Origin of the sequence: Variovorax soli NBRC 106424, from assembly GCF_001591385.1 — a bacterium.
Taxonomy (GTDB): Bacteria; Pseudomonadota; Gammaproteobacteria; order Burkholderiales; family Burkholderiaceae_C; genus Variovorax; species Variovorax soli.
Window position 1 is genome coordinate 27,256 of sequence record NZ_BCUU01000036.1, and the last position, 20,209, is coordinate 47,464.

21 protein-coding genes and 1 tRNA gene are annotated in these 20,209 nt (G+C 65.1%); 9 read left to right on the forward strand and 13 right to left on the reverse strand.

Features of this window, described 5'->3' with window-relative positions; all coding sequences use genetic code 11:
• Positions 1-56 precede the first annotated feature (56 nt).
• Both VSO01S_RS12700 and VSO01S_RS12705 read left to right on the forward strand, forming a co-directional pair.
• Positions 57-2,417 (forward strand): cytochrome P450/oxidoreductase, encoded by a 2,361-nt coding sequence (locus tag VSO01S_RS12700; protein WP_068642895.1) that lies wholly within the window; start codon positions 57-59, stop codon positions 2,415-2,417.
• A 65-nt stretch (positions 2,418-2,482) separates the two neighbouring features.
• Positions 2,483-3,247, forward strand: a complete 765-nt coding sequence (locus VSO01S_RS12705; protein ID WP_068642897.1) for an alpha/beta fold hydrolase — start codon at positions 2,483-2,485, stop codon at positions 3,245-3,247.
• A gap of 22 nt (positions 3,248-3,269) precedes the next feature.
• On the opposite strand, the gene VSO01S_RS12710 is transcribed toward VSO01S_RS12705, so the two are convergent.
• Entirely contained in the window at positions 3,270-4,082 is an 813-nt protein-coding gene (locus tag VSO01S_RS12710) for a class I SAM-dependent methyltransferase (RefSeq protein WP_068642899.1), read from the reverse strand.
• A 435-nt stretch (positions 4,083-4,517) separates the two neighbouring features.
• On the opposite strand from VSO01S_RS12710, the gene VSO01S_RS12715 reads away from it, so the two are divergent.
• From VSO01S_RS12715 to VSO01S_RS12725, 3 genes are all read left to right on the forward strand, one after another.
• A complete protein-coding gene (locus VSO01S_RS12715) occupies positions 4,518-4,847 on the forward strand; it encodes a hypothetical protein (protein WP_153305247.1) in 330 nt (109 codons plus the stop codon).
• A 14-nt stretch (positions 4,848-4,861) separates the two neighbouring features.
• On the forward strand, positions 4,862-5,470 hold the full coding sequence (locus tag VSO01S_RS12720) for a hypothetical protein (RefSeq protein ID WP_068642903.1): 609 nt from the start codon (positions 4,862-4,864) through the stop codon (positions 5,468-5,470).
• A gap of 279 nt (positions 5,471-5,749) precedes the next feature.
• Positions 5,750-6,748 (forward strand): ParB/RepB/Spo0J family partition protein, encoded by a 999-nt coding sequence (locus VSO01S_RS12725; RefSeq protein WP_161944440.1) that lies wholly within the window; start codon positions 5,750-5,752, stop codon positions 6,746-6,748.
• On the opposite strand, the gene VSO01S_RS12730 is transcribed toward VSO01S_RS12725, so the two are convergent.
• The 4 genes from VSO01S_RS12730 to VSO01S_RS12745 all read right to left on the reverse strand — a co-directional run bounded on the left by VSO01S_RS12730 (position 6,749) and on the right by VSO01S_RS12745 (position 8,925).
• Positions 6,749-6,973, reverse strand: a complete 225-nt coding sequence (locus VSO01S_RS12730; protein ID WP_068642907.1) for a sigma factor-like helix-turn-helix DNA-binding protein — start codon at positions 6,971-6,973, stop codon at positions 6,749-6,751.
• A complete protein-coding gene (locus VSO01S_RS12735) occupies positions 6,970-7,401 on the reverse strand; it encodes a hypothetical protein (RefSeq protein ID WP_068642909.1) in 432 nt (143 codons plus the stop codon). The genes VSO01S_RS12730 and VSO01S_RS12735 overlap by 4 nt, the downstream gene beginning before the upstream one ends.
• Before the next feature lie 8 nt (positions 7,402-7,409).
• Positions 7,410-8,567, reverse strand: a complete 1,158-nt coding sequence (locus tag VSO01S_RS12740; RefSeq protein WP_068642911.1) for a phage major capsid protein — start codon at positions 8,565-8,567, stop codon at positions 7,410-7,412.
• Positions 8,568-8,643: 76 nt separating this feature from the next.
• Positions 8,644-8,925, reverse strand: a complete 282-nt coding sequence (locus VSO01S_RS12745) for a hypothetical protein (RefSeq protein WP_068642913.1) — start codon at positions 8,923-8,925, stop codon at positions 8,644-8,646.
• Between the two features lie 373 nt (positions 8,926-9,298).
• Here VSO01S_RS12745 and VSO01S_RS27130 point away from each other — a divergent pair, with 373 nt between their 5' ends.
• The 3 genes from VSO01S_RS27130 to VSO01S_RS12750 are packed head-to-tail and all read left to right on the forward strand — an operon-like array spanning position 9,299 to position 11,264.
• The gene (locus VSO01S_RS27130) at positions 9,299-9,976 is read left to right on the forward strand and encodes a hypothetical protein (protein WP_153305248.1); all 678 of its coding nucleotides are present in this window, start codon (positions 9,299-9,301) and stop codon (positions 9,974-9,976) included.
• Positions 9,977-9,980: 4 nt separating this feature from the next.
• A complete protein-coding gene (locus tag VSO01S_RS27135; protein WP_153305249.1) occupies positions 9,981-10,646 on the forward strand; it encodes a hypothetical protein in 666 nt (221 codons plus the stop codon).
• A 12-nt stretch (positions 10,647-10,658) separates the two neighbouring features.
• Complete coding sequence (locus VSO01S_RS12750; RefSeq protein ID WP_161944441.1) at positions 10,659-11,264, forward strand: RES family NAD+ phosphorylase; 606 nt, start codon at positions 10,659-10,661, stop codon at positions 11,262-11,264.
• 282 nt (positions 11,265-11,546) lie between these two features.
• Here the strand turns inward: VSO01S_RS12750 and VSO01S_RS12755 are convergent, their stop codons facing one another.
• The 8 genes from VSO01S_RS12755 to VSO01S_RS12790 all read right to left on the reverse strand — a co-directional run bounded on the left by VSO01S_RS12755 (position 11,547) and on the right by VSO01S_RS12790 (position 17,747).
• Complete coding sequence (locus VSO01S_RS12755) at positions 11,547-12,935, reverse strand: AAA family ATPase (protein WP_084241848.1); 1,389 nt, start codon at positions 12,933-12,935, stop codon at positions 11,547-11,549.
• Positions 12,917-13,387 carry a CHC2 zinc finger domain-containing protein gene (locus tag VSO01S_RS12760; protein WP_068642918.1) on the reverse strand — a complete coding sequence of 157 codons (471 nt, stop codon included), beginning with the start codon at positions 13,385-13,387 and terminating at the stop codon, positions 12,917-12,919. Before VSO01S_RS12760 ends, VSO01S_RS12755 begins: the two co-directional genes overlap by 19 nt.
• A gap of 309 nt (positions 13,388-13,696) precedes the next feature.
• On the reverse strand, positions 13,697-13,888 hold the full coding sequence (locus VSO01S_RS12765; RefSeq protein ID WP_068642920.1) for a hypothetical protein: 192 nt from the start codon (positions 13,886-13,888) through the stop codon (positions 13,697-13,699).
• A 205-nt stretch (positions 13,889-14,093) separates the two neighbouring features.
• Positions 14,094-14,750 carry a hypothetical protein gene (locus VSO01S_RS12770; protein WP_068642922.1) on the reverse strand — a complete coding sequence of 219 codons (657 nt, stop codon included), beginning with the start codon at positions 14,748-14,750 and terminating at the stop codon, positions 14,094-14,096.
• Positions 14,747-16,018: a tyrosine-type recombinase/integrase gene (locus VSO01S_RS12775; protein ID WP_068642926.1), complete on the reverse strand. Its 1,272-nt coding sequence runs from the start codon at positions 16,016-16,018 to the stop codon at positions 14,747-14,749. Before VSO01S_RS12775 ends, VSO01S_RS12770 begins: the two co-directional genes overlap by 4 nt.
• Before the next feature lie 201 nt (positions 16,019-16,219).
• Positions 16,220-16,310, reverse strand: a tRNA-Ser gene (locus VSO01S_RS12780).
• A gap of 25 nt (positions 16,311-16,335) precedes the next feature.
• Positions 16,336-17,262, reverse strand: coding sequence for an SPFH domain-containing protein (locus VSO01S_RS12785; protein ID WP_068642928.1), 927 nt, complete (start codon positions 17,260-17,262; stop codon positions 16,336-16,338).
• Positions 17,263-17,318: 56 nt separating this feature from the next.
• On the reverse strand, positions 17,319-17,747 hold the full coding sequence (locus VSO01S_RS12790) for an NfeD family protein (protein WP_068642930.1): 429 nt from the start codon (positions 17,745-17,747) through the stop codon (positions 17,319-17,321).
• Between the two features lie 116 nt (positions 17,748-17,863).
• On the opposite strand from VSO01S_RS12790, the gene VSO01S_RS12795 reads away from it, so the two are divergent.
• Positions 17,864-20,137 carry an arginine/lysine/ornithine decarboxylase gene (locus tag VSO01S_RS12795; RefSeq protein ID WP_068642932.1) on the forward strand — a complete coding sequence of 758 codons (2,274 nt, stop codon included), beginning with the start codon at positions 17,864-17,866 and terminating at the stop codon, positions 20,135-20,137.
• Positions 20,138-20,209 lie beyond the last annotated feature (72 nt).

A 20,209-nucleotide genomic window follows, 5' to 3' on the forward strand; every position in this document is an offset into this window, starting at 1 on the left:
CATGGCGGCCGGCCCTGGCGAATGTCCGGGGCCTTTGCCTTTTGGGAGCCCCCGACATGAACCCTGCCACCAACACAGCTGCCCCGGCGAGCGGCGGCTGCCCCTTCGCCCATGGGGCGCAGCAAGAACAGCGCTCGCCCACGGGCTGCCCCGTGAGCCACCAGGCGGCTGCCTTCGACCCGTTCAGCGACGGCTACCAGCAGGACCCGCCTGAGTACGTGCGCTGGGCGCGCGAGCAGGAGCCCGTCTTCTACAGCCCGCAGCTGGGCTACTGGGTGGTGACGCGCTACGACGACATCAAGGCCATCTTCCGCGACAACCTCACCTTCAGTCCCTCCATTGCGCTGGAGAAGATCACGCCCACCGGCCCGGAGGCGAATGCGGTGCTGGCCAGCTACGGCTTCGCCCTCAACCGCACGCTGGTGAACGAGGACGAGCCGGCGCACATGCCGCGCCGCCGGGTGCTGATGGAGCCGTTCACCCCCGAGCACCTGATGAAGCACGAGCCGCTGGTGCGCCAGCTGGCCCGCGAGTATGTGGACCGCTTCATCGACGAAGGGCGGGCCGACCTGGTGGACCAGATGCTGTGGGAAGTGCCGCTTACCGTGGCCCTGCACTTCCTGGGCGTGCCGGAAGAAGACATGGACACGCTGCGCAAGTACAGCATCGCGCACACCGTCAACACCTGGGGCCGGCCCAGGCCGGAAGAGCAGGTCGAGGTGGCGCATGCGGTGGGCAACTTCTGGCAGTTCGCGGGCAAGGTGCTCGACAAGATGCGCCAGGACCCGGATGCCGAAGGCTGGATGCAGTACGGCATCCGCAAGCAGAAGGAATTTCCGGAGGTCGTGACCGACTCCTACCTGCACTCCATGATGATGGCCGGCATCGTCGCGGCGCACGAAACCACCGCCAATGCCACGGCCAACGCGATGAAGCTGCTGCTGCAGCACCCGTCCGCATGGCGCGACATCTGCGAAGACCCGGCGCTCATTCCGAACGCCGTGGAAGAGTGCCTGCGGCACAACGGCTCGGTGGCCGCATGGCGACGCCTCGCCACGCAGGACGTCACGGTGGGTGGCATCGACATCCCGGCGGGCAGCAAGCTCCTGATCGTCACCTCGTCGGCCAACCACGACGAGGCCCGCTTTGCCGATGCCGACCTGTTCGACATCCGCCGCGACAACGCGAGCGACCACCTGACCTTCGGCTACGGTTCGCACCAGTGCATGGGCAAGAACCTGGCACGCATGGAGATGCAGGTGTTCCTGGAGGAGTTCACGCGGCGCCTGCCGCACATGCAGCTAGCGCCGCAGCGCTTCAGCTACGTGCCCAACACGTCCTTCCGCGGGCCGGAGCACCTGTGGGTGCAGTGGGACCCGGCGCGCAACCCCGAACGCCGCGACCCGGCCTTGCGCACCGGTGCACGCGCCGGCGTGCGCATCGGCGAGCCCTCGGCCCATGCCATCACCCGGCCGGTGGTGGTGCAAAGCGCCACGCAGGTCGCGCAGGGCATCGTGCGCCTTCGGCTGGCCGCGCCCGACGGCCGGCCGATGCCGCGCTGGTCTCCGGGCTCGCACATCGACGTGGAGTGCGGCGACACCGGGCTGTCCCGCCAGTACTCGCTGTGCGGCGATCCGGACGACGCGTCTGCCCTGGAGATCGCGGTGCTGCTGGATCCACAGAGCCGCGGCGGCTCGGCCTGGGTGCACGGCCAGGTGAAGGCGGGCGACCGGCTGCGCATCCGCGGGCCGCGCAACCACTTCCGCCTGGACGAAGGCGCCAGGCGCTTGATCTTCATTGCCGGCGGCATCGGCATCACGCCGATTGCCGCCATGGCCCGCCGCGCGCGCGCCCTGGGCATCGACTACACGCTGCACTACTGCGGGCGCAGCCGGGGCGCGATGGCCTTCGTCGACGAACTGCGCGCGCTGCACGGCGAGCACCTTGCGCTGCATGTGAGCGGGGAGGGTGCGCGCCTGGACCTGGCAGCGCTGCTGGCCACGCCCGAGGAAGGCGTGCAGGTCTACGCCTGCGGGCCGCTGCGCATGCTCGAAGCGCTGGACAAGGCCTGCGCCCATTGGCCCGAGGACGCGCTGAAGGTGGAGCATTTCGAATCCACCCTCGGCACGCTGGACCCGGACAAGGAGCACGCCTTCGAGGTGGAGCTGAAGGACTCCGGCCTGACCCTGCCCGTGCGAGCCGACCAGACACTGCTGGCCGCGCTGCGCGCCGCCAACATCGACGTGCAGAGCGACTGCGAGGAAGGGTTGTGCGGATCGTGCGAGGTGCGCGTGCTCTCGGGCGATGTCGATCATCGCGACATGGTGCTGACCCGCGCCGAGCGCGAGGCGGGCCAGCGCATGATGAGCTGCTGCTCGCGCGCATGCGGCGGCCAGCGCCTGGTGCTGGAGCTGTAGGGCGGCGCGGGCCGCTCGGTTAATCTCGGCCGCGTCCAATCGAACGAACGACGGAGACTTGTCCCATGTACATCGAACAGGGCGGAGCAGGGCCCGACCTTCTGGTGATGCTGCACGGCCTGGGCGCCACGGCGGCGGTCTGGTCGCCCCTGTGCGCCGAGGCCGGCGAGCGCTGGCACAGCCGCTGGCTGGCCATGGATTTGCCGGGGCACGGGGAGTCGCCCGCGCAGGATTCGTATGCGGTCGGCCAGTACGCCGCCAGCGTCGCGCGCGCGCTGTTGCCGCACGTCGACCCGGCGGGGCGGCTCGTGGTGCTCGGCCATTCGCTCGGCGGCGTGATCGGCCTGGCGCTCGCCACGGGCTGGTTCGGCGTGGTGCCGCACCGCGTCTTCGGTGCCGGCATCAAGGTCGCCTGGAGCGATGAGGACCTGCAGCGCATGGACAAGCTGGCCGCCCAGCCGCCCCGGGCCTTCGCCACCGAGGCCGAGGCGCTGGACCGCTACCTGAAGGTGTCGGGGCTGGCCGGCATCGCCGGCGCTGATTCCCCGGCGGTCGCGATGCGCGGCGTCGCGCGCGACGCACAGGGCGGCGGCTGGCGCCTGGCCATGGACCCGCGCGCCTTCGGCGTCGGCAAGCCGCCCGTTGCGCAGTTGCTGGCGCTGGCCCGATGCCCCGTCCATCTTGGCCGTGCGGCCGGCGACGCCCTGGTGACCCTGGAGCAGCTTCGCGCCATCGACCCGCAGGCCGACGATCTCGGCCCGCATGGCCACAACGTGATGGTCGAGGCGCCCGCACGGGTGTGGGACTGGATGGGCGCGCATTCGAGATAGCGCTTCCCGCTGGGGCCGCTCGCTATTTGACGGCCGCCATCACATGCGCCTGGATCTTCCCGGCCACGGGACCGTTGCCGTGGCGCTTGGCGATCACCACGGTCGCGCGGTCGGTGGCGAACTCGAGCCGACTGGCGTCGCGCGCTTCGATCTCGTTGCGCAGCGGCGTGCCTTGGCAATAGGCGGTGGCGGCCTGGCGTGCCGACGACGCGCGGCTCACCTTTTCGATCGTCTCGAGCTCGACGTGCGAGAAACCGGCGCTATTCACCTCTGAACGGATCACCGCGACATCGTGATAGCCGTGCGGCGTGCGCGCAAGGAAGCGCGGAGGGTCTTGCGGAAACACGGTGGCCATGGCGCTGGTGACCTCGTCGGCAAACTCGTTCTCTTCGATGCGGTCCCACACGCTGAAGACAAAGAGGCCGCCCGGCCTGAGGACGCGGCGGGCTTCGGCGTAGCCGGCGACCCGGTCCGGGAAGAACATGGCGCCGAACTGGCAGAGCACGACATCGAAGGACGCATCCTCGAACGGAAGGTGAAGGGCGTCCGCCTGCTGCCACGTGATGCGGCTGTCGGCCCCTTGCCGGGTGGCCGCGTAGTCGAGCATGGGCTGGTTCAGGTCGGTCACCACGTACCGCGCTTCGGTGCCGAGCCTGGGCGCCAGCGCCCGCGTGACCACGCCGCTGCCGGCGGCTGTTTCGAGCACGGACATCGGGCGTGATGCGGCAATGCGGGCCGCCACGTCGCCGGCATAGGCCTCGAAGATCAGCGGCACCATCAGCGTGTCGTAGAGCTTCGGAATCGAGCCGGCAAACACCTTGTCGCTGTCAGCCATGACATTCCCTCCGCGCCGCGTGCATGGGCGGCGGACCACCACTGCATCCGTGCTGATGGTGGCCGCCCCGATGGCCGCCGTCAACGCCCGTCCGTCCGGTCGCCGGACAAAAAGAAACCCGCCGAAGCGGGTTCGTAAACGGCATCCCGGGGATGGAGGGAGGAGGAGGGTCTTGGAGATGCCGAACTGCCACTGTGCTGCGGAAAGCGGGAGGCGGTGATAGTCCTGCAAGCCGTCGTCGTGTAGGAGGACCGCTTACATGGCGGGACCTCGGGTTCTGGCGAGGCCGGAAACGAAAAAGCCCCGGGTCGCGGGGCTTTTTCGTGGATGGAATCAAGGTGCGGGTTGAAGCACCGAGTGATGGTTTCTTGGCGGAGCAGGCGGGATTAACACCCATTCTCTGTAGCCTAGGAAAATCGATGAGTGCGGGGTGGAATGAAGATTTCTGTTCCACCCTTCTTCGCTTCCGTCGTCATGCGGATTTGCACTGTCGGGAAAAGGCGTCGACTTCCCGAACCGCGCCGCGATCGCGGGCGCCTGCGCCGGGGCGTGGTGCTCCGCATGCGGGCCGAACGCCGCTGCGGGGAACTGCTGGCCGAGCTGGAACGGGCCACGCCGCAGCAGGTTGCGAAAGCTGGCGGGCATGCGAAGGCGCGCACCGTGCAACCGGCAACGGTTGCCGTAAGCAGCCCCTACCGCGAAACCATCGAACGCACCGGCATTTCGCCGCGCACGGCGCAGCGCTATCAGCGGCCTGCCGCCTGATACCCTCCTGCCGCATGACGATCCTGAACCTGTGCGCCGAGCCGCTACGCGTGGTCGTGGCGACTGACACTGCCGTATCCCGCGAAGGCCAGCGCGGCAATGTGGACGTGGCCCGCAAGGTGCGCGTGTTCCCCGAGCGTCGGCTAGCGGTGGCGTCTCGGGGCGCAATCAAGTCCCTGGATGCACTCGAAGCGTACGTGAAGCAGTCGCCGACACGCGATTTCGACAGCCTGATCAATCTGCCGCATCTGACCTTTCCGCCCCTGCTGTGCCGCAGCATGCCCATCGGCACCGATGCCGCAAATAGATGGCAGGTCGCGATCGCGGGATGGTCTGCCGAGCATGAACGCATGTTGGCGGCAGTGTTCGAGGTCGATCGCAAGCAATGTTTTCCGAAGAAGGCAAACAGCGGCGCAGGAGGCGCGCGGGTCATGCCGCTCCCGCCTATCGATCATCCTGAACTGCTTGCCGAACCGTTCTCCCGCGATGCGATGCTGCTGACCATGCGCCGCCAGCTACAGGCTGCACAGGATGACGATCTTGAAGGCGGCTTCGGTGGGGACATGATCTACGTCACGATCACTGCAGATGGAGTGATCGAGGATGAGCCGACGCAGCTCTGACCGACAGAACGCGCGCAGGCGGCGCGATCGCAGGGCGGGATAGGGGCATGGTGCGGCACAGCCCGAAAACGCCCCAGGGGCGGCCTATTGCGGCGCCTTCGGGCCTTGCAATGCGCCGCGCGTCGGCGTAAGGTCGCGGGCGCCCCATCCCCCACGGGGCTACAGATTTCGACCGTCGCGCACGGGCCGGAATTGATGCACGGCGAACTTTTTCGGGGGTGTCGATCAGCAGCGGAACCCGCTTCCGCTGCGCGATCGTGCTTTTCACCGGAGTTCGCCATGAAGCAAACGCAATCGCTCCCTTGCTCGGTAGTGCCCGAGCTGTTCCCTGTTGACCCCATGCCCGAGGTTCATCCGTGCGCCGAAGGCATTCCCGAAGCCAGCGCAGACGACTTTGCAGGACTGGTCGCGAGCGTGAAAGTCAGCGGCGTGATCGACCCTGTGGTCATGTACGACGCGAAGGTGCTGGACGGAAAACAGCGCTGGCGCGCTGCCATCGCTGCGAATCTTGCGACCATCCCGGTTGTGCAGTTCGTCGGCACTGAGGATGAGGCGAGCGAGCTGACTATTGCTCGCACCAGCCGCCGCAACTGGACCGAAGATCAGAGAGCTTGCTACTGGGCGCGGCTGGCAACGCGCAAGCGTGGCAGGCCCCGAGTCGCGTGCAACGGGAAAATCCGCAGCTTTGCGGATTTATCGGAAGAGGAAGCGGCGAAGGCCGCGCAGGTTCCTTTGCGCCGCTTGCAGTCTGCGAAATCCCTGCTGCGCAAGTCGCCGGAGATATTCGAGCGCGTCTTGCGCGGCGAGCTGTCATTGAACGCGGGGCACGCGCGAGCGGACGGAATTGCAGCCGTCGAGAGTGGCGAATACGCGGCGCTGGTCTCGAAGCCTCGGGCTGAGCGATGGCCCCCGGAGTCACTGGCAGGGGCACGACTTCCCCACGCATGGCGGCTCGGTACGGCGCCGCCGACGGTTGCGCAATTCTTCGGATTGCTCGATCTACTCAACAGCGCAGCCAGCGAACAAGGCATGGATGCCCAACAACTTGTCGCGGCAGTTCTGGCACAGTTTCCAAGGGGTGATCCGCAGGCCGCAGCCGCGCTCGCGAGAGTGGCGCCAATGCTTGCGGCGCTCGGAGAATTTCATCTCAGCGTGGCGCGCGACCTGGGCGACGTCATCGAAGCCGCTGGCATCAGCGACGATGACGATACGGCGCCCCATCCGATCTCGGTGCGCGTGCCGTGGCCGTTTGCGAATTCGACCCCGCCAGCGTCGTGATCAATCCAGGAAGTCGTCGGGGCCGAAGCCCCGGGCGCGCAGGGCATCGGCAACCTTGCGAAGCGCGCTTGTTTCGAGCTGCCGAACGCGCTCGCGCGACACGCCCAGCGCCCTGCCGACTTCGGCCAGCGTCGGGCCTTCGTCGACGACGTCCTGATGCCGCAGCGCTCCAGGCGGGCGCGAGAAATCGCGCAGCTTGGCCGGGGGCTTGGCGGGCGCAGTCATGGCGCGCGGCGCAACAGCGTCTCAGCGCGGGCCAATGCCAATTCGGCGCGCGCTGCGGCTTCCCGCCTGCTGGCGCTGCGACGCGGGGGCGGCGCGTTGGCCTTGCCCTTGTCTTCCAGGGCTTGCAGGCGCTGCCCGATGTGCTCGAAAACGCGCCCCAGCCCGTCGACGTCGGCGCGGGTAAGGCCGCTGGTCTTCGGTGCCGCCTCGGCGGGCTTGGGCGGGGCTACTGCGCGGCGCTGGGGCACCATGAAGCCCGACGCCAGCGCCTGCGCCAGATCGAGGCGGTGCCCGGCGACAAGATCGGTCGAACCATCAGGCAGGCGTACGACCAGCAGGCCGTCAGCGCGCCGGGTGATCGAGTCTGCTGGCGCGCGCTTGTTGCTCATCCAGCCGTTCGGGATGGTGCGGGCGTCAGCGTGGAGCATGGCGCCCCTTACCAAGCAACGCCGGTCAGCGCCTGCACGGCGCCATCGGCAGCAACCCAGTCGACGGGCAGCACCAGCTTCAAGGCGGCGGCGTTCGTCTGAAAGATCGAGCGCGTCGGCGATGCCATCACGCCCGCGCCCGCGTCACCGCTCACGATCGGGCTCACCAGCCCCGCGCCAGCTTCTTCGTGCAGCAGCGTTTCGGTCGCGACGTCGATCGTCGGCACGTCCTGCCCGATGGCAACGCCCGCGCAGTCGGCCAGAAACACCACGTCAGCGGGCACGTCTGGGCCGCTCACGATCGGGATTTTCAAGTAGCGATCGAGCATGGCGGCTTCGTCCGAGATTTCGGCGAGCGCCGCCGCGTTCAGCGTGTTCATGATCCAGACCGTGCGCGGGCTGCCGAAGCCGTTGGCGATCAGGCGCGAGAGCATGCCTTTCAGGTCTGCGCGGATATTCGCCGCCGTGGCCCCGCTGCTGACGGCAGTGTCGCCTGTAGCAATGCCGCTTTGCAGGCCCGCAGGGCGCTTGTTGTCGGCGGGCTGGTCGTCGTAGAAGATGCGATCCAGCGCCTTCGCGCTGTCGGTCATCGCGCCTTGTCGGACGACGTTCAGCATGACGTCGTCGCCTGCCGCCGCGATCATTTCGAGGGTCGTTGTGCCGATCACGCCCAGGGTTTTCGGCGCGAGCGTTGCGGGCTGCAGTTGCAGTGCCCCGACCCGGATCGGACCGCCTTCGGCGAAGAACGCCGCCGCCAGATTGGGCGAAGTGCCGCTCGTTCGCATCGGCACGCGCAGCTTGCCCGGTCCGAACACATAGCGCTGTGCTGGCAGCAGCGCGAGCGTCGAACCTTGCTCGGCCAGGACGTCGACGAACGCCGCGACGACGGTCGGCACCAGCTCCTGCGCCCAGCCGGGGACGTTGGTCATGGCGGGGGCCTGCGCCGCGCGTGCCAGGGCGCCCACCAGCGCGCGCGTGATCTTCATGGCTTCGTTCGCGCCGCGCGCGTCCAAGGCGCTTTCGAAGCTCATGCCGCGCGCCTGGGCCTGAAAGGCAATACCGATCGAGCGCAGCAGATCGCGGGCGTAGTGGGCCGATGCGGCGCCCGCTTGATGATGGGACAGGGGCGCGCGCGTGGGCGCAAGCAGTACCGCGTTCACGGACATGGTCGGGACTCCTTCGTCGAAAGGGGGGACTGAGTACCGGCCCGTCCATCAAGCCGCAGGGCGAAGGGTAGGACGATTACGTGCCGTTGCGAAGGGGCTCGGCCTTCATGCTGGCGATCTGCTGATCGAGCCGTTCGACCAGTTCGGCGAGCTTCGCCGCGTGTTCGGCGTCGCCGCCTTCAACCGCCGCCGCATGCTGCAGAAGCACTTCGCGCCGCAGCGATTCGACGCTGTCATGCAGCAAGGTCTGCGCGTCGTCCAGCGCGCTGCACAGCGCTTCGTGTTGCGCTGTGAATTCCGCTTGAATCGCCTGCCGCCACGTCTCATAGCTGGATTGAGTTGGGCTGTCCGTGGTCATGTCGTTCCTTTCAAGGTGTGCGGCTGCGCCGCATGGGTCTTCGTCAATCGCGGGAAGTTGCGGTGCCCCATGTATCTGCAAAAACGTATGGTTCTGGTGCCATCCATACGCTCCCGTGAATAAAAAAATCTGCGCCTGAGAGCAATGCATGGTTGCCGTGTGTCTCTTGCTCTTGAACCACTGCCCCCCAAGTAGTAGTGGTACCCCCGTGTAGACCCGACGGTGGTCGCGATACGCTGGCGGCATCATCGAACGAGGCAGCAACGTTTCTTGGTTGGACCATGGACCGGGCATCGGAAACCAACTAACCTGCGGAGAATCCCAGCCTCGGGGTGTCCGCCGGGCACTGCCACTTGGAAACTGCGTACAGCCAATGAAGATCAACTGGACCCTCGCCACCATCACCCACCGAATCGAGTTTCCTAGGCCGGCAGTTGGCCTAATGACGCGAGGCGCACAATTGATCGAAATGGTCGCCGATGGTTTGGGTTCAAAGTTCCCGCTTGCTTCAAGCGACATATCTACTGTCCAATCGCCGAGGCTGCAAGACCAAGCCATCCGCTTTTCGATGTTCAACGGAATCGCAAACCTTAGGATTACGGCAGATTACGTCGAAGGACAGTTCAGAAATCTGACTAGCGAAGCTGATATTGGTATTGCCCTTGGCGTCCAATCGTTGTTTGTGTCGATTTTAGGAGGGCATTCGCCTTCTTTGGCATCTACGACTGAAAAGCTTGTTGGCCACATTGAGTTCAATATTGAGGGAGGTGCTGCAGCCCGAGACAAATATTTCAATCTCATGACGCTGCCAGGCCGTTTGTCTCCACTGTCAAACGTGAGCTTCAGGTTTGCGTATAGTGAGACGGAGGATGGGCCTCAATCGCTCATCGACGTGGCTCCGATGTATTCAAATGCGGAACGGCTTTTTGTTGGGTTTGATGTGAACCTCACCAATATATCTGCTCGACCTTTCGAGTCGAAGGCTCAGGCCGGCCGCGAGTTACTCGAAAGGGCACTTGAACACGCCGGGCTTGAGCTTCCTAATGGGTGATGTCATGAATCTATCTGCTGCTCAAGGAACAAACGCCACGGGGGGAATTCCCCACGATGGACCAGAAGCGTCCCCGTACAAGCTCTTGGAGACGAAATCGGCGTCTTCGCTTGAATCTCTTGTGCGAACTACCACTCAAGATATCAATCTTATTTATTTCTCCGGGCACGCCGCTACGTCTCCGCCAAGTTTGACTGACTTTCTCCAATTGAAGGGGACGGAGAAGATTTCGCGTAAAGTTATTCTTCTCGACGCTACCCTTGCAAGTCACGTTGAACAGAGCAAGGCGGCGGCCGTCAATCCCGTGACCAGCCTTGCACCGGATCTCGCACCGGTCCGTGCGCTGGCCGCCCTACAGGACTACTGGGGCGCATCTGACAAGCAAATGAAAGCAATGTGCGGCCTCCCTCCTGAGGGTGACGACCCCTTTTCGTCAACGCTTGTTGAATATTTCGCACTGCCGGACATCAAGCTGCGCATGCGTACGCTAATGCGAATCCGATCGCGTCTGTCGGCACTATTCCAGGGCAATCGAGATAGCGAACGAAGTTGGATAAGAGCTCCATGGCCGCTGCTGAATAATTCCTCCCCGGTTGATGCTATGGTAAAGGCAGATTTGCCTACTTTGATAAGAATCGAATCGTCAGTTCGAGAATTGGCCGGAGCTTGAAAAGTGTTGGAGGTGTTGACTCGACAAAACGAGACGATTCAACGTTGGCGTCTGGGCAACTCGCGATTGAGGACACAGGTGTTTAACGAGCTGGGCATTTCTGAAGGGGATTTCGCCCGCAACAGCGCCTTTTTTGACATTGACGATTACACCCCTTCGGACTACCTTAAGTGGGTCTTCGATGAACTAGGGCAAGCAAGCCAAAGGCCGAGCCGGTTCACCGATGGAAGCATTCCAGTGCTGTACACCGCTGCGGAATCCGATACAGCGCTCGCAGAGAAGGTGCATTGGCTTCCACCGGAAGGGGGCCCCAGTATGTATGTGCAGCTTGTCACGGTCGACGCGCAAGCGACTACAAAGGACCTGCATCTCATCGATCCGAGGCCGGCGTGCCTTACCGGTGAGGCTGCTACGGGCGCTTATGCCCAGTGTCTTGCGATCACCCAAGAAGCAATTGCCGATCAGCTTCACGGGTTTCACACGCCGTCAGCGCGCAGGGACGGTGGCACCTGTACTCCCATACTCTCCAAGACGTCGGTGCTTGCGATGACGGAAGTCCAGTACGTCAGATTTGATTTTGATGAGGCCCAAGCACGCTGGAACGCAGTGTTCCTGTAGTGTCAGTTGCGCTCTGGACCGGTGCGCTGATGTGGCGGCGCCGTAATTTGTCCGCTGATCATATGTCGAGACAGTAATGGTTCCGTGCCCCAAGGGAGCACGCCGCTTTGACGCCTTTCGCCGCTTTGACACCGCCTTTGCACCGCTTCGACGTTTGGCGAGGGAAAGGGGAAGGAAACCCCCGGTGCACCGCATGCACGGGGTTCTTTTCCCTTAAGGCGTTCAAGCGGCTTTTGTGAAAGCGGCAAAGCGCCCAAAAACACTGCCGCATTTACGCGCCGCTTAAACACCGCCGTCCCCTGCGCGGCGCTTGCCGCTGGTCATCGCCGCGCTTTTCTGCGCATTCCAGGCGGCAACCGTCACGATGGTTTCAGGCAGCGATTCGCCGCGTCGCAGCGGGTGCAGGTATTCGCGCGCGCCGCGTTCACCGGCATCCGGTCGGCGACATGGGATCAGCAAGCCGCGATCGGTCAGGTCGTCGATTATGGCTTTCGCGTCGCGATCGGAAACGCCCATGTGCTCGCGCAATAGCGCCTTGAGCGTGTGAACGCTGTTCATGCGCCCGCCATCGAGCAAGCTGCGCGCGTAGTTCAGCGCTTGTTCGGCGCGCGCATCGAAGTGTTCGGCGGCACTGACCTGGGCGCGCCGACCCGGTTCGATCCGTTCCAGTGCATAGCCTTCGCGCTCGAAAAACAGATGCTGCGGCGCGGGCGGCGCGAAGCTGCATTTCGCGATCGCCAGTTCGAGGGCGCTGCGCCCGGGCGGCAGATCGCGCCCGAGCGTCTTGCGCCAGGTCTCGGCGTCCGCAGGATGGGCGACCCAGACATGGCGCGCGCCATCGGCAAAACTTGAACCGCCCCGATTGCTGTATTGCCCGAAATTGCGTTCTCTGGCCGGTCCTTGTCCGGTGTGCGTGGCGTAGACGACGGCGCATTGCAGGTTGTGGATCAACACCCGCGCGCTCGCGACCAGCGCCTGTTCGGCATCGTTCGTTCGCCCTTCGCCGACGCCGAAGCTGATCGCGGGATCGAGTAGCACGGCGATCGGCTGACCATCTTTGCCCTGCGCCTGCGCTTCGGCGACGATCTGATAAGGGGCAACGGATGGCACGACCATGTCGCGTTCGATCGTCGCAAGGCGAAGCGTCCCCGTCGTCGCGTCGCTGATGCGAAGGCGCTGCACGCACAGCTCGATTTCGCGGGGCGTCAACGCCATCGCCCGCATAACGCGAAGCTGCCGCGCAAGAAGCAACTCCCTGCCGTCTTCGGCGCTCACCAGCAGCACCACGCCGGGCCGAAGGATGGGATGCCCGAAGAAGGGGCGCCCGGTGGAGATGCAGATCGCCAGCCACAGCAGTAGCGTCGTCTTTCCGGTGCCCCCGGGCGCGGCCAGCAGCAGCAGATCAGCCCACAGCAGCCCTTGAATGATTTCGGGCGGGGTGAGCCGGGCGGCGCTCAGTTCGTCCAGCGTCGCGGCCTGCGGCCACGTCCACGGGGCAGGCATCGCCGCTGGTGGCACGGTCCCGGGGCCAGGATCGAGCCCACCGAAGCGATACAGGTCAGCGGTGCCGTCGTGGCCGTTGCCGATCTGGCGCGCCTGTGCGGCCACGGCGTCGTCGACGCGCTGCGCTGCCGTTCTGGGCGGGTTCGGCTTCATGTCGGGCTCATCCATGACCAAATCGTGTGAACGCGCCTTGCCGCCACCAGCAGCCGCGCGCGATCTGCATCGGTGAGGGCGACGCCCTGATGAACGTTCAGTGCCGCCACGACGACCAGCAGCAGTTCGTCGCCGAACACTTCCAAGGCATCGCGCGGGCTGAATGGAGTTGGACGGCGGCGCGGCTTCGCGGGGTCGCGCGGGTGACTTGTCCAGGCGCCGAGGTCTTTGGCAGCTCGGACAAAGCCGACGCCGTGATGGGCCTGATGGAAGCTGACAAGGTCGCCGCCACGGGCGCCGCATCCGGCCATGCAGATGAAGGCACCCGATTCAACGTTCACGCGCAGGCTGCTGCCGGAGCCGTGGAACGGGCAAGCGGTCGAACGCCACTTGCCGCGCCCGGTCAGCGTGAAGCCCTCGGCCTCGAAGTAGTCCAGCGGGGCTGGAAGACGGTCGCGGTGAAACACGTCGTTCGCCTATCGATGCTGCCCATGGATGGGCGCAGGCGGCGTCGGTGCGCACCAGCGGGGCCAGGGCGCGGTCGTCCAGGCCCCGCGCCAGCGCCTTCGATCGGCTTCGGCCAGGGCTTGGCGATGTTGACGGCTGCGCAGCGTCGACGTCGACGGCGGGCGGGTGTTGGTTGATGCCATTGCGTGCTTTCGTGCAATGGCCGGGGCTTTGCGCGCGATGGCATCGGGCTTTAGACTCATGCCCGGTTTCGACGACCTGCATGAGCGACGAAGGCCGGGTGCTGTGCTGCGGCGCAGCCCCGGCCTTTAATTTTTGATGCCTACGATCGGCGGCAGCCCGTTCTCCGCGATGCCGAGCCAGAACCTGCGCGTCTGGATTAGCGAATAGATCGCTTTCGATCCAGGGCGATCGCCGCCCAGGATCGGGCGCGGCGCGTCCGGGTGTTCATCCAGAATCTTGCCGGCGCGGGCGTTTCCGATGGGCGTGGCCTGCGCCACAACGTCGTCGCGCGTTCCGAACAGCGGGTCGAAGGGAAGGGGGGGGGCGCGGGGCTTTGGTGTTCATGGCCCGGCACGATGCCGAACCAAGAACGTCCAGTGAACCCCGCTTTTGCCGGACATTTTTTTGCAGTCCGTGCGCCCTGCAGAAATGAAAAAAGCCCGAACGGTCCGAAGACCTTCGGGCATTTGTGGATTTGCAAAGCTATTGTTTTCGCGAATCCGATTCGGCCGCTCGGCCGTCGTCCAGCAACTGCCGTTGATCTAGGGCGCCCGGTTGACCGTGATATTTCGCGGCGATTTCCTGGGCAATTTCATCCTTCGACTTTTCGCCCTTTGGCGTTCTTCCCGACTTGCCCCTGCGATGCTCGGTGCGTTCGAGGAATTCCGCAATCATCAAGCCCCGCACTGATGCAACCCGATCGAAAACATCGCTCAAGTCGAACGGCGGCACGGTGCGCGTCACGTAATCTTCAAGGTCCGATCTGCCAATGCATGGTGCGAATCCGGTGAAACGGAAACGCTCTGGAATGCCTGCCCGGTCCCGCAATGTCGCCATGATCGTGTCGCGGTCGGCCTGGGCGAATGGCGGCATCGGGCAGCGATCGAAGCTATAGGGCGGCACTTCCACGCGGGCCCACAAGTCGGCGTCAGACAGCCCGTTGTGATCGGCTTCGAACGCCGCGACTCTTTCTTGAAACTGCCGATGCTGCACGCTGCGAGAAAGCTCGCCGAAGTAGTCGCACAGCAGCTCATAGATTGCTGCGTTCCCTTGTGCCAGAACGCGCGCAATGTCATCGGCAGCCATGTGCCGATCGCCGCTCAACCGCTTGTCCAGCAGGGCGCGGCGTAGATCGGTCATGCGGTCTTGCCTTCAAGCAAGTCCGCCCACCACGCCAGGACGCGGGCGGCCTGTTCAGTGTGGCGCCCCCGGTCATAAGCAGCTTCGACGCTGTCGTCGGGCAGGTGATCCAAAACGCTTTCGATCCAGGCATCGGTGAATAGCGGGCGCCCGTCTTCGCCGATCGCGCGCGTCCCAAGCGTTTTGAGACTGCTGCGCCAGCCGTGCGGAACATGCTTGCCATCCATGCCCAGATCGCGGCGCATCGCTTGCGAAAGCGCGTTGTCCGTCACGGCGTTGTCTTGTCGGCCTTCGCCGGGCCTGCCAGGGAAAAGCAGTTCACCACGGCGGGGCAGATCGCGCAGCCATGCGGCAGTCTGCGGCGCGAGATACAAGACGTGATCCCCGCGCGCGGCGTCCTTGATTTTCATCCTCTCGCGCGGAATCGCCCACCGGGGTTCATCGCCGTCGAGGTCGAAGAATTCGGCCCACCGCGCTTCGCGCACTTCGGTCGTGCGCGTTGCGGTCCACGCCTGCAACTTCAAGGCGCCGCGAACCGATGGGCTGCCCGGCAAATGGTCGATCGCGCGAAATAGCGCGCGCAGTTCGCCGACGTCCAGCAGCGCGTGATGGTGGCGGGCAGACGCACGCTTGCCGCTGGTGATTGCGATCTGTTCGAGCGCGTCGGCCATGGGGACCGCGTTGATCACCTTCTTGACGCGCGCGTAAGTTAGCGTCAGGCGCAAAAGCCCACTGAGCTTTCGACCTTGGGCGGGCGTCGCGCGTGTGATCGGCCCGAGCTTGGCGGCTATGTCGTCAGCGGTCAGTTCGGCGGCGGGGCGGTGCCACAGCGGCCACGGGACGAAGTGTTTATCGATGCGCGCGACGTTCGTTTCCCGATTCCGATCGGTCCAGCGCGCGTTCGCTTTGACGTCGACCAAGAATGCCGCCCAGCATTCGGCGACTGTCGATGCTGGCGTGAGCTTGCCGACGGGTGCGCGCGCGATTTCCTCTTTGACAGCGGCGCGGGCCTTTCGGACAGCGACTTGCTTGTCGGCGGCAGCACGCACGACGTCGGCGTCGCGCCAGACCTGGGCGACGGTCGCTTTGCTGAAAGGTTCTTCGAAGACGCCGACTTTCAAGTCGACTTGCTTGCCTGCGCGCTTGACCCTCAACGTCGCACTGATGCTTCGATCGAGGTTCTTGCGCAGATAGACGGCGCGGCCAGCGCTAAGGCGCGCGCCCGGTGCGAGCGCCGAAAGCGCCGCGACGGTCAGTTGCTGAGACACGATGATTCCACCCCGGAGACTTGATTCCACCCCTGGGGTGGAACAGCACCGACCGTTCCACCCTTCGAGGTTTGAAGGTGGATTTTAGGGCTTTGATGTGGAATTGACCAAGGATTCGCACCCGCCCGCCTGCTACAGAGAGATCAAGTAGCAGGCTTTGGGGTGGAATCAGGGGATGTTTGCGGCACCAAAAAAAGGTGCTGGCGGAGCAGGCGGGATTCGAACCCGCGGTGGGCTATTAACCCACACACGCTTTCCAGGCGTGCGACTTAAACCACTCATCCACCGCTCCGAAGCCCGCCATTCTAGCATTGTGTTCAGGCGCTGCCGCCCGACGTCTTGCCGGCCTGCAGCATCCGCATGGCCGAGGCGATGAGGGTCGAGGTTTCGGTCATGTTGCTGGGCACGATCAGGGTGGAGGACGCATCCGCCGCCACCTTGCTGTAGGCGTCCACCGCGCGTTCGGCCACCTTGAGCTGCACCGCCTGCTCGCCGCCGGGCTGGCGGATGGCGGCGGCGATGCGCGCGATGGCATCCGCGGTGGCCTCGGCCACGGCGGTGATGGCGGCGGCCTCGCCCTGGGCGTTGTTGATCTGCGCCTGCTTCTCGCCCTCGGAGCGGGCGATGAAGGCCTCGCGCTCGCCGGTGGCGATGTTGATCTGCTCCTGGCGGCGGCCTTCCGAGGCGGCGATCAGCGCGCGCTTCTCGCGCTCGGCCGTGATCTGGCGCTGCATGGCCTGCAGGATCTCCTTGGGCGGCGTCAGGTCCTTGATCTCGTAGCGCAGCACCTTCACGCCCCAGTTGAGCGCCGCCTCGTCGATGGCCGAGACCACCTGGGCGTTGATCATGTCGCGCTCCTCGAAGGTCTTGTCCAGCTCCAGCTTGCCGATCACGCTGCGCAGCGAGGTCTGGGCGAGCTGGGTGACGGCCACGATGTAGTTGGAGCTGCCGTAGCTGGCGCGCATCGGGTCGGTCACCTGGAAATAAAGGATGCCGTCCACCTGCAGCTGGGTGTTGTCGCGGGTGATGCACACCTGGCTGGGCACATCCAGCGGAATTTCCTTCAGGCTGTGCTTGTAGGCCACCTTGTCGATGAAGGGGATGAGGAAGTTGGGCCCCGGCGACATGGTGCCGTGGTACTTGCCCAGGCGCTCGCGCACCCAGGCATTTTGCTGCGGCACGAACTTCACCGACTGGCTGATGAAGATGATGGCGATGACCAGGATGATCACTGCGACTTCCATGGTGGCCTTGTCCTTTCTGATGGGGGCTTGCTGCCGGGAGGAGGGGAGGGAGTGACTCAGATCTTGTCGACGACCAGGCGGCTGCCGACCACCTCGGCCACGCGGTGCATGCCGGTGGCCGGCGTCGCGCCCGGGCGCGGCATGGCCGTCCACTGGGCGCCGCGGTAACGCACCGAGGCGGTGCCGTCCGGGTCCCAGGCCTCGATGAGCACCGTGCCGCCGATGTCCAGGTTGATGTCCGGGTTGGCCTGGCTGGCCGGCTGGTTCGTGCGCCCCTTGCGGCGCACCAGGTACCAGGTGAGCACGGCGCTCACCCCCACCACGGCGGCCACGACGATCTGGGCCGTCAGGCTGGCGCCCAGGTGGGCCGAGACGGCGGCCGCGGCAAAACCGGCCCCCAGCAGGAGCAGATAGATGGTGCCGCTGAGCAGCTCCAGCACGATGGCCGCGCCTGCAATGAGCCACCAGATGGTGGATTCAGCCATGGAACTTCCCCTGTCAAGTATTTCGTCAGGGCGATTCTGCTTGAAAGCCGGCCGTCGTCCTTCATCTGGATTCCGTACACTTCCGCCCTCATTTCCCTGTCCGGAGCACCGCCGCCATGAAATTTCGCTTCCCCATCGTCATCATCGACGAGGACTACCGCTCCGAGAACACATCGGGGCTGGGTATCCGCGCCCTGGCCCAGGCCATCGAGGCCGAGGGCTTCGAGGTGCTGGGAGCCACCAGCTACGGCGACCTGAGCCAGTTCGCCCAGCAGCAAAGCCGCGCCAGCGCCTTCATCCTGTCGATCGACGACGAGGAGTTCAGCGTCGGCCCCGACCTGGACCCGGCGGTGCTGAGCCTGCGCACCTTCATCGAGGAAGTGCGCCGCAAGAACGCCGACGTGCCCATCTACATCTACGGCGAGACCAAGACCAGCCGGCACCTGCCCAACGACATCCTGCGCGAGCTGCACGGCTTCATCCACATGTTCGAGGACACGCCCGAGTTCGTGGCCCGCCACATCATCCGCGAGGCCAAGAGCTACCTGGAGAGCGTGCAGCCGCCTTTCTTCAAGGAGCTGATCGACTACGCGGAAGACGGCTCGTACTCGTGGCACTGCCCCGGCCATTCGGGCGGCGTGGCGTTCCTCAAGAGCCCGGTGGGCCAGATGTTCCACCAGTTCTTCGGCGAGAACATGCTGCGCGCCGACGTCTGCAACGCGGTGGAAGAGCTGGGCCAGCTGCTGGACCACACCGGCCCGGTGGCCGCCAGCGAGCGCAATGCGGCGCGCATCTTCAATGCCGACCACTGCTTCTTCGTGACCAACGGCACCAGCACCAGCAACAAGATGGTGTGGCACCACACGGTGGCGCCGGACGACGTGGTGGTGGTGGACCGCAACTGCCACAAGTCGATCCTGCACGCGATCATCATGACCGGGGCCATTCCGGTGTTCATGAAGCCCACGCGCAACCACTTCGGCATCATCGGGCCGATCCCGAAGAGCGAGTTCGAGCAGAGCGCCATCAAGGCCAAGATCCGCGCCAACCCGCTGCTGGCGCATGTGGATGCCGACAAGGTCAAGCCGCGCGTGATGACGGTGACCCAGTCCACCTACGACGGCGTGCTCTACAACACGGAGACCATCAAGGGCATGCTCGACGGCTACGTGGACACGCTGCACTTCGACGAGGCCTGGCTGCCGCACGCGGCCTTCCACCCGTTCTACGGCACCTACCACGCCATGGGCAAGCGGCGCGTGCGCACCAAGGAGTCGCTGGTGTTCGCCACCCAGTCCACGCACAAGCTGCTGGCCGGTATCAGCCAGGCGAGCCATGTGCTGGTGCAGGATTCGCAGCACCGCCAGCTGGACCGGGACCTGTTCAACGAGGCCTACCTGATGCACTCGTCCACCAGCCCGCAGTACGCCATCATCGCCAGCTGCGACGTGGCCGCGGCCATGATGGAGCCGCCCGGCGGCACCGCGCTGGTGGAAGAAAGCCTGCTTGAAGCCCTCGATTTCCGCCGCGCCATGCGCAAGGTGGAGGCCGAGTTCGGCAAGGACGAATGGTGGTTCAAGGTCTGGGGCCCCGAGAAGCTGGTGGACGAGGGCATCGGCCGCGCGGACGACTGGATCATCAAGGGCGAGGCGCGCACCGCCAAGTGGCATGGCTTCGGCAAGCTGGCCGACGGCTTCAACATGCTCGACCCGATCAAGTCGACCATCGTGACGCCGGGCATGGACCTGAATGGCAAGTTCGCCAAGACCGGCATTCCGGCCAGCATCGTCACCAAGTTCCTGGCCGAGCACGGCGTGATCGTGGAGAAGACGGGCCTGTACAGCTTCTTCATCATGTTCACCATCGGCATCACCAAGGGCCGCTGGAACACGCTGCTGACGGCGCTGCAGCAGTTCAAGGACGACTACGCGCGCAACCAGCCCATGTGGCGGATCATGCCGGAGTTCTGCAAGGCGCACCCCGGCTACGAGCGCATGGGCCTGCGCGATTTGTGCCAGCGCGTGCACGAGCTGTACGCCCGCTACGACATCGCCCGCCTGACCACCGAGATGTACCTGAGCGACCTGACGCCGGCCATGAAGCCCAGCGACGCCTTCGCCTACATCGCGCACCGCAAGACCGAGCGGGTGGAGATCGACGAGCTGGAAGGGCGCATCACCACCAGCCTGATCACGCCGTACCCGCCGGGCATCCCGCTGCTCATTCCGGGCGAGGTCTTCAACAAGAAGATCGTCGACTACCTGAAGTTCGCGCGGCAGTTCAACGAGGAGTGCCCGGGCTTCGAAACCGACATCCATGGCCTGGTGGCCAAGGTGGATGCCAGCGGCAAGAAGCGCTACTACGCCGACTGCGTGCGCAAGGCCGGCTGATCCTGGCTCCCTCTCCCTCTGGGAGAGGGTCGGGGTGAGGGCACGCACGGCGCCGCTGCATGAGACACCGCG

Bases quoted from the DNA above. Each gene is read 5' to 3' on its own strand.
- VSO01S_RS12740 (WP_068642911.1), bottom strand. From the start codon at position 8,567: ATGTCCGTGAACGCGGTACTGCTTGCGCCCACGCGCGCGCCCCTGTCC.
- VSO01S_RS12795 (WP_068642932.1), top strand. From the start codon at position 17,864: ATGAAATTTCGCTTCCCCATCGTCATCATCGACGAGGACTACCGCTCC.
- VSO01S_RS12745 (WP_068642913.1), bottom strand. From the start codon at position 8,925: ATGACCACGGACAGCCCAACTCAATCCAGCTATGAGACGTGGCGGCAG.
- VSO01S_RS12710 (WP_068642899.1), bottom strand. From the start codon at position 4,082: ATGGCTGACAGCGACAAGGTGTTTGCCGGCTCGATTCCGAAGCTCTAC.
- VSO01S_RS12725 (WP_161944440.1), top strand. From the start codon at position 5,750: ATGAAGCAAACGCAATCGCTCCCTTGCTCGGTAGTGCCCGAGCTGTTC.
- VSO01S_RS12705 (WP_068642897.1), top strand. From the start codon at position 2,483: ATGTACATCGAACAGGGCGGAGCAGGGCCCGACCTTCTGGTGATGCTG.
- VSO01S_RS27135 (WP_153305249.1), top strand. From the start codon at position 9,981: ATGAATCTATCTGCTGCTCAAGGAACAAACGCCACGGGGGGAATTCCC.
- VSO01S_RS12755 (WP_084241848.1), bottom strand. From the start codon at position 12,935: ATGGATGAGCCCGACATGAAGCCGAACCCGCCCAGAACGGCAGCGCAG.
- VSO01S_RS12730 (WP_068642907.1), bottom strand. From the start codon at position 6,973: ATGACTGCGCCCGCCAAGCCCCCGGCCAAGCTGCGCGATTTCTCGCGC.
- VSO01S_RS12715 (WP_153305247.1), top strand. From the start codon at position 4,518: ATGAAGATTTCTGTTCCACCCTTCTTCGCTTCCGTCGTCATGCGGATT.
- VSO01S_RS12735 (WP_068642909.1), bottom strand. From the start codon at position 7,401: ATGCTCCACGCTGACGCCCGCACCATCCCGAACGGCTGGATGAGCAAC.
- VSO01S_RS12700 (WP_068642895.1), top strand. From the start codon at position 57: ATGAACCCTGCCACCAACACAGCTGCCCCGGCGAGCGGCGGCTGCCCC.
- VSO01S_RS12785 (WP_068642928.1), bottom strand. From the start codon at position 17,262: ATGGAAGTCGCAGTGATCATCCTGGTCATCGCCATCATCTTCATCAGC.
- VSO01S_RS27130 (WP_153305248.1), top strand. From the start codon at position 9,299: ATGAAGATCAACTGGACCCTCGCCACCATCACCCACCGAATCGAGTTT.
- VSO01S_RS12770 (WP_068642922.1), bottom strand. From the start codon at position 14,750: ATGACCGATCTACGCCGCGCCCTGCTGGACAAGCGGTTGAGCGGCGAT.
- VSO01S_RS12790 (WP_068642930.1), bottom strand. From the start codon at position 17,747: ATGGCTGAATCCACCATCTGGTGGCTCATTGCAGGCGCGGCCATCGTG.
- VSO01S_RS12720 (WP_068642903.1), top strand. From the start codon at position 4,862: ATGACGATCCTGAACCTGTGCGCCGAGCCGCTACGCGTGGTCGTGGCG.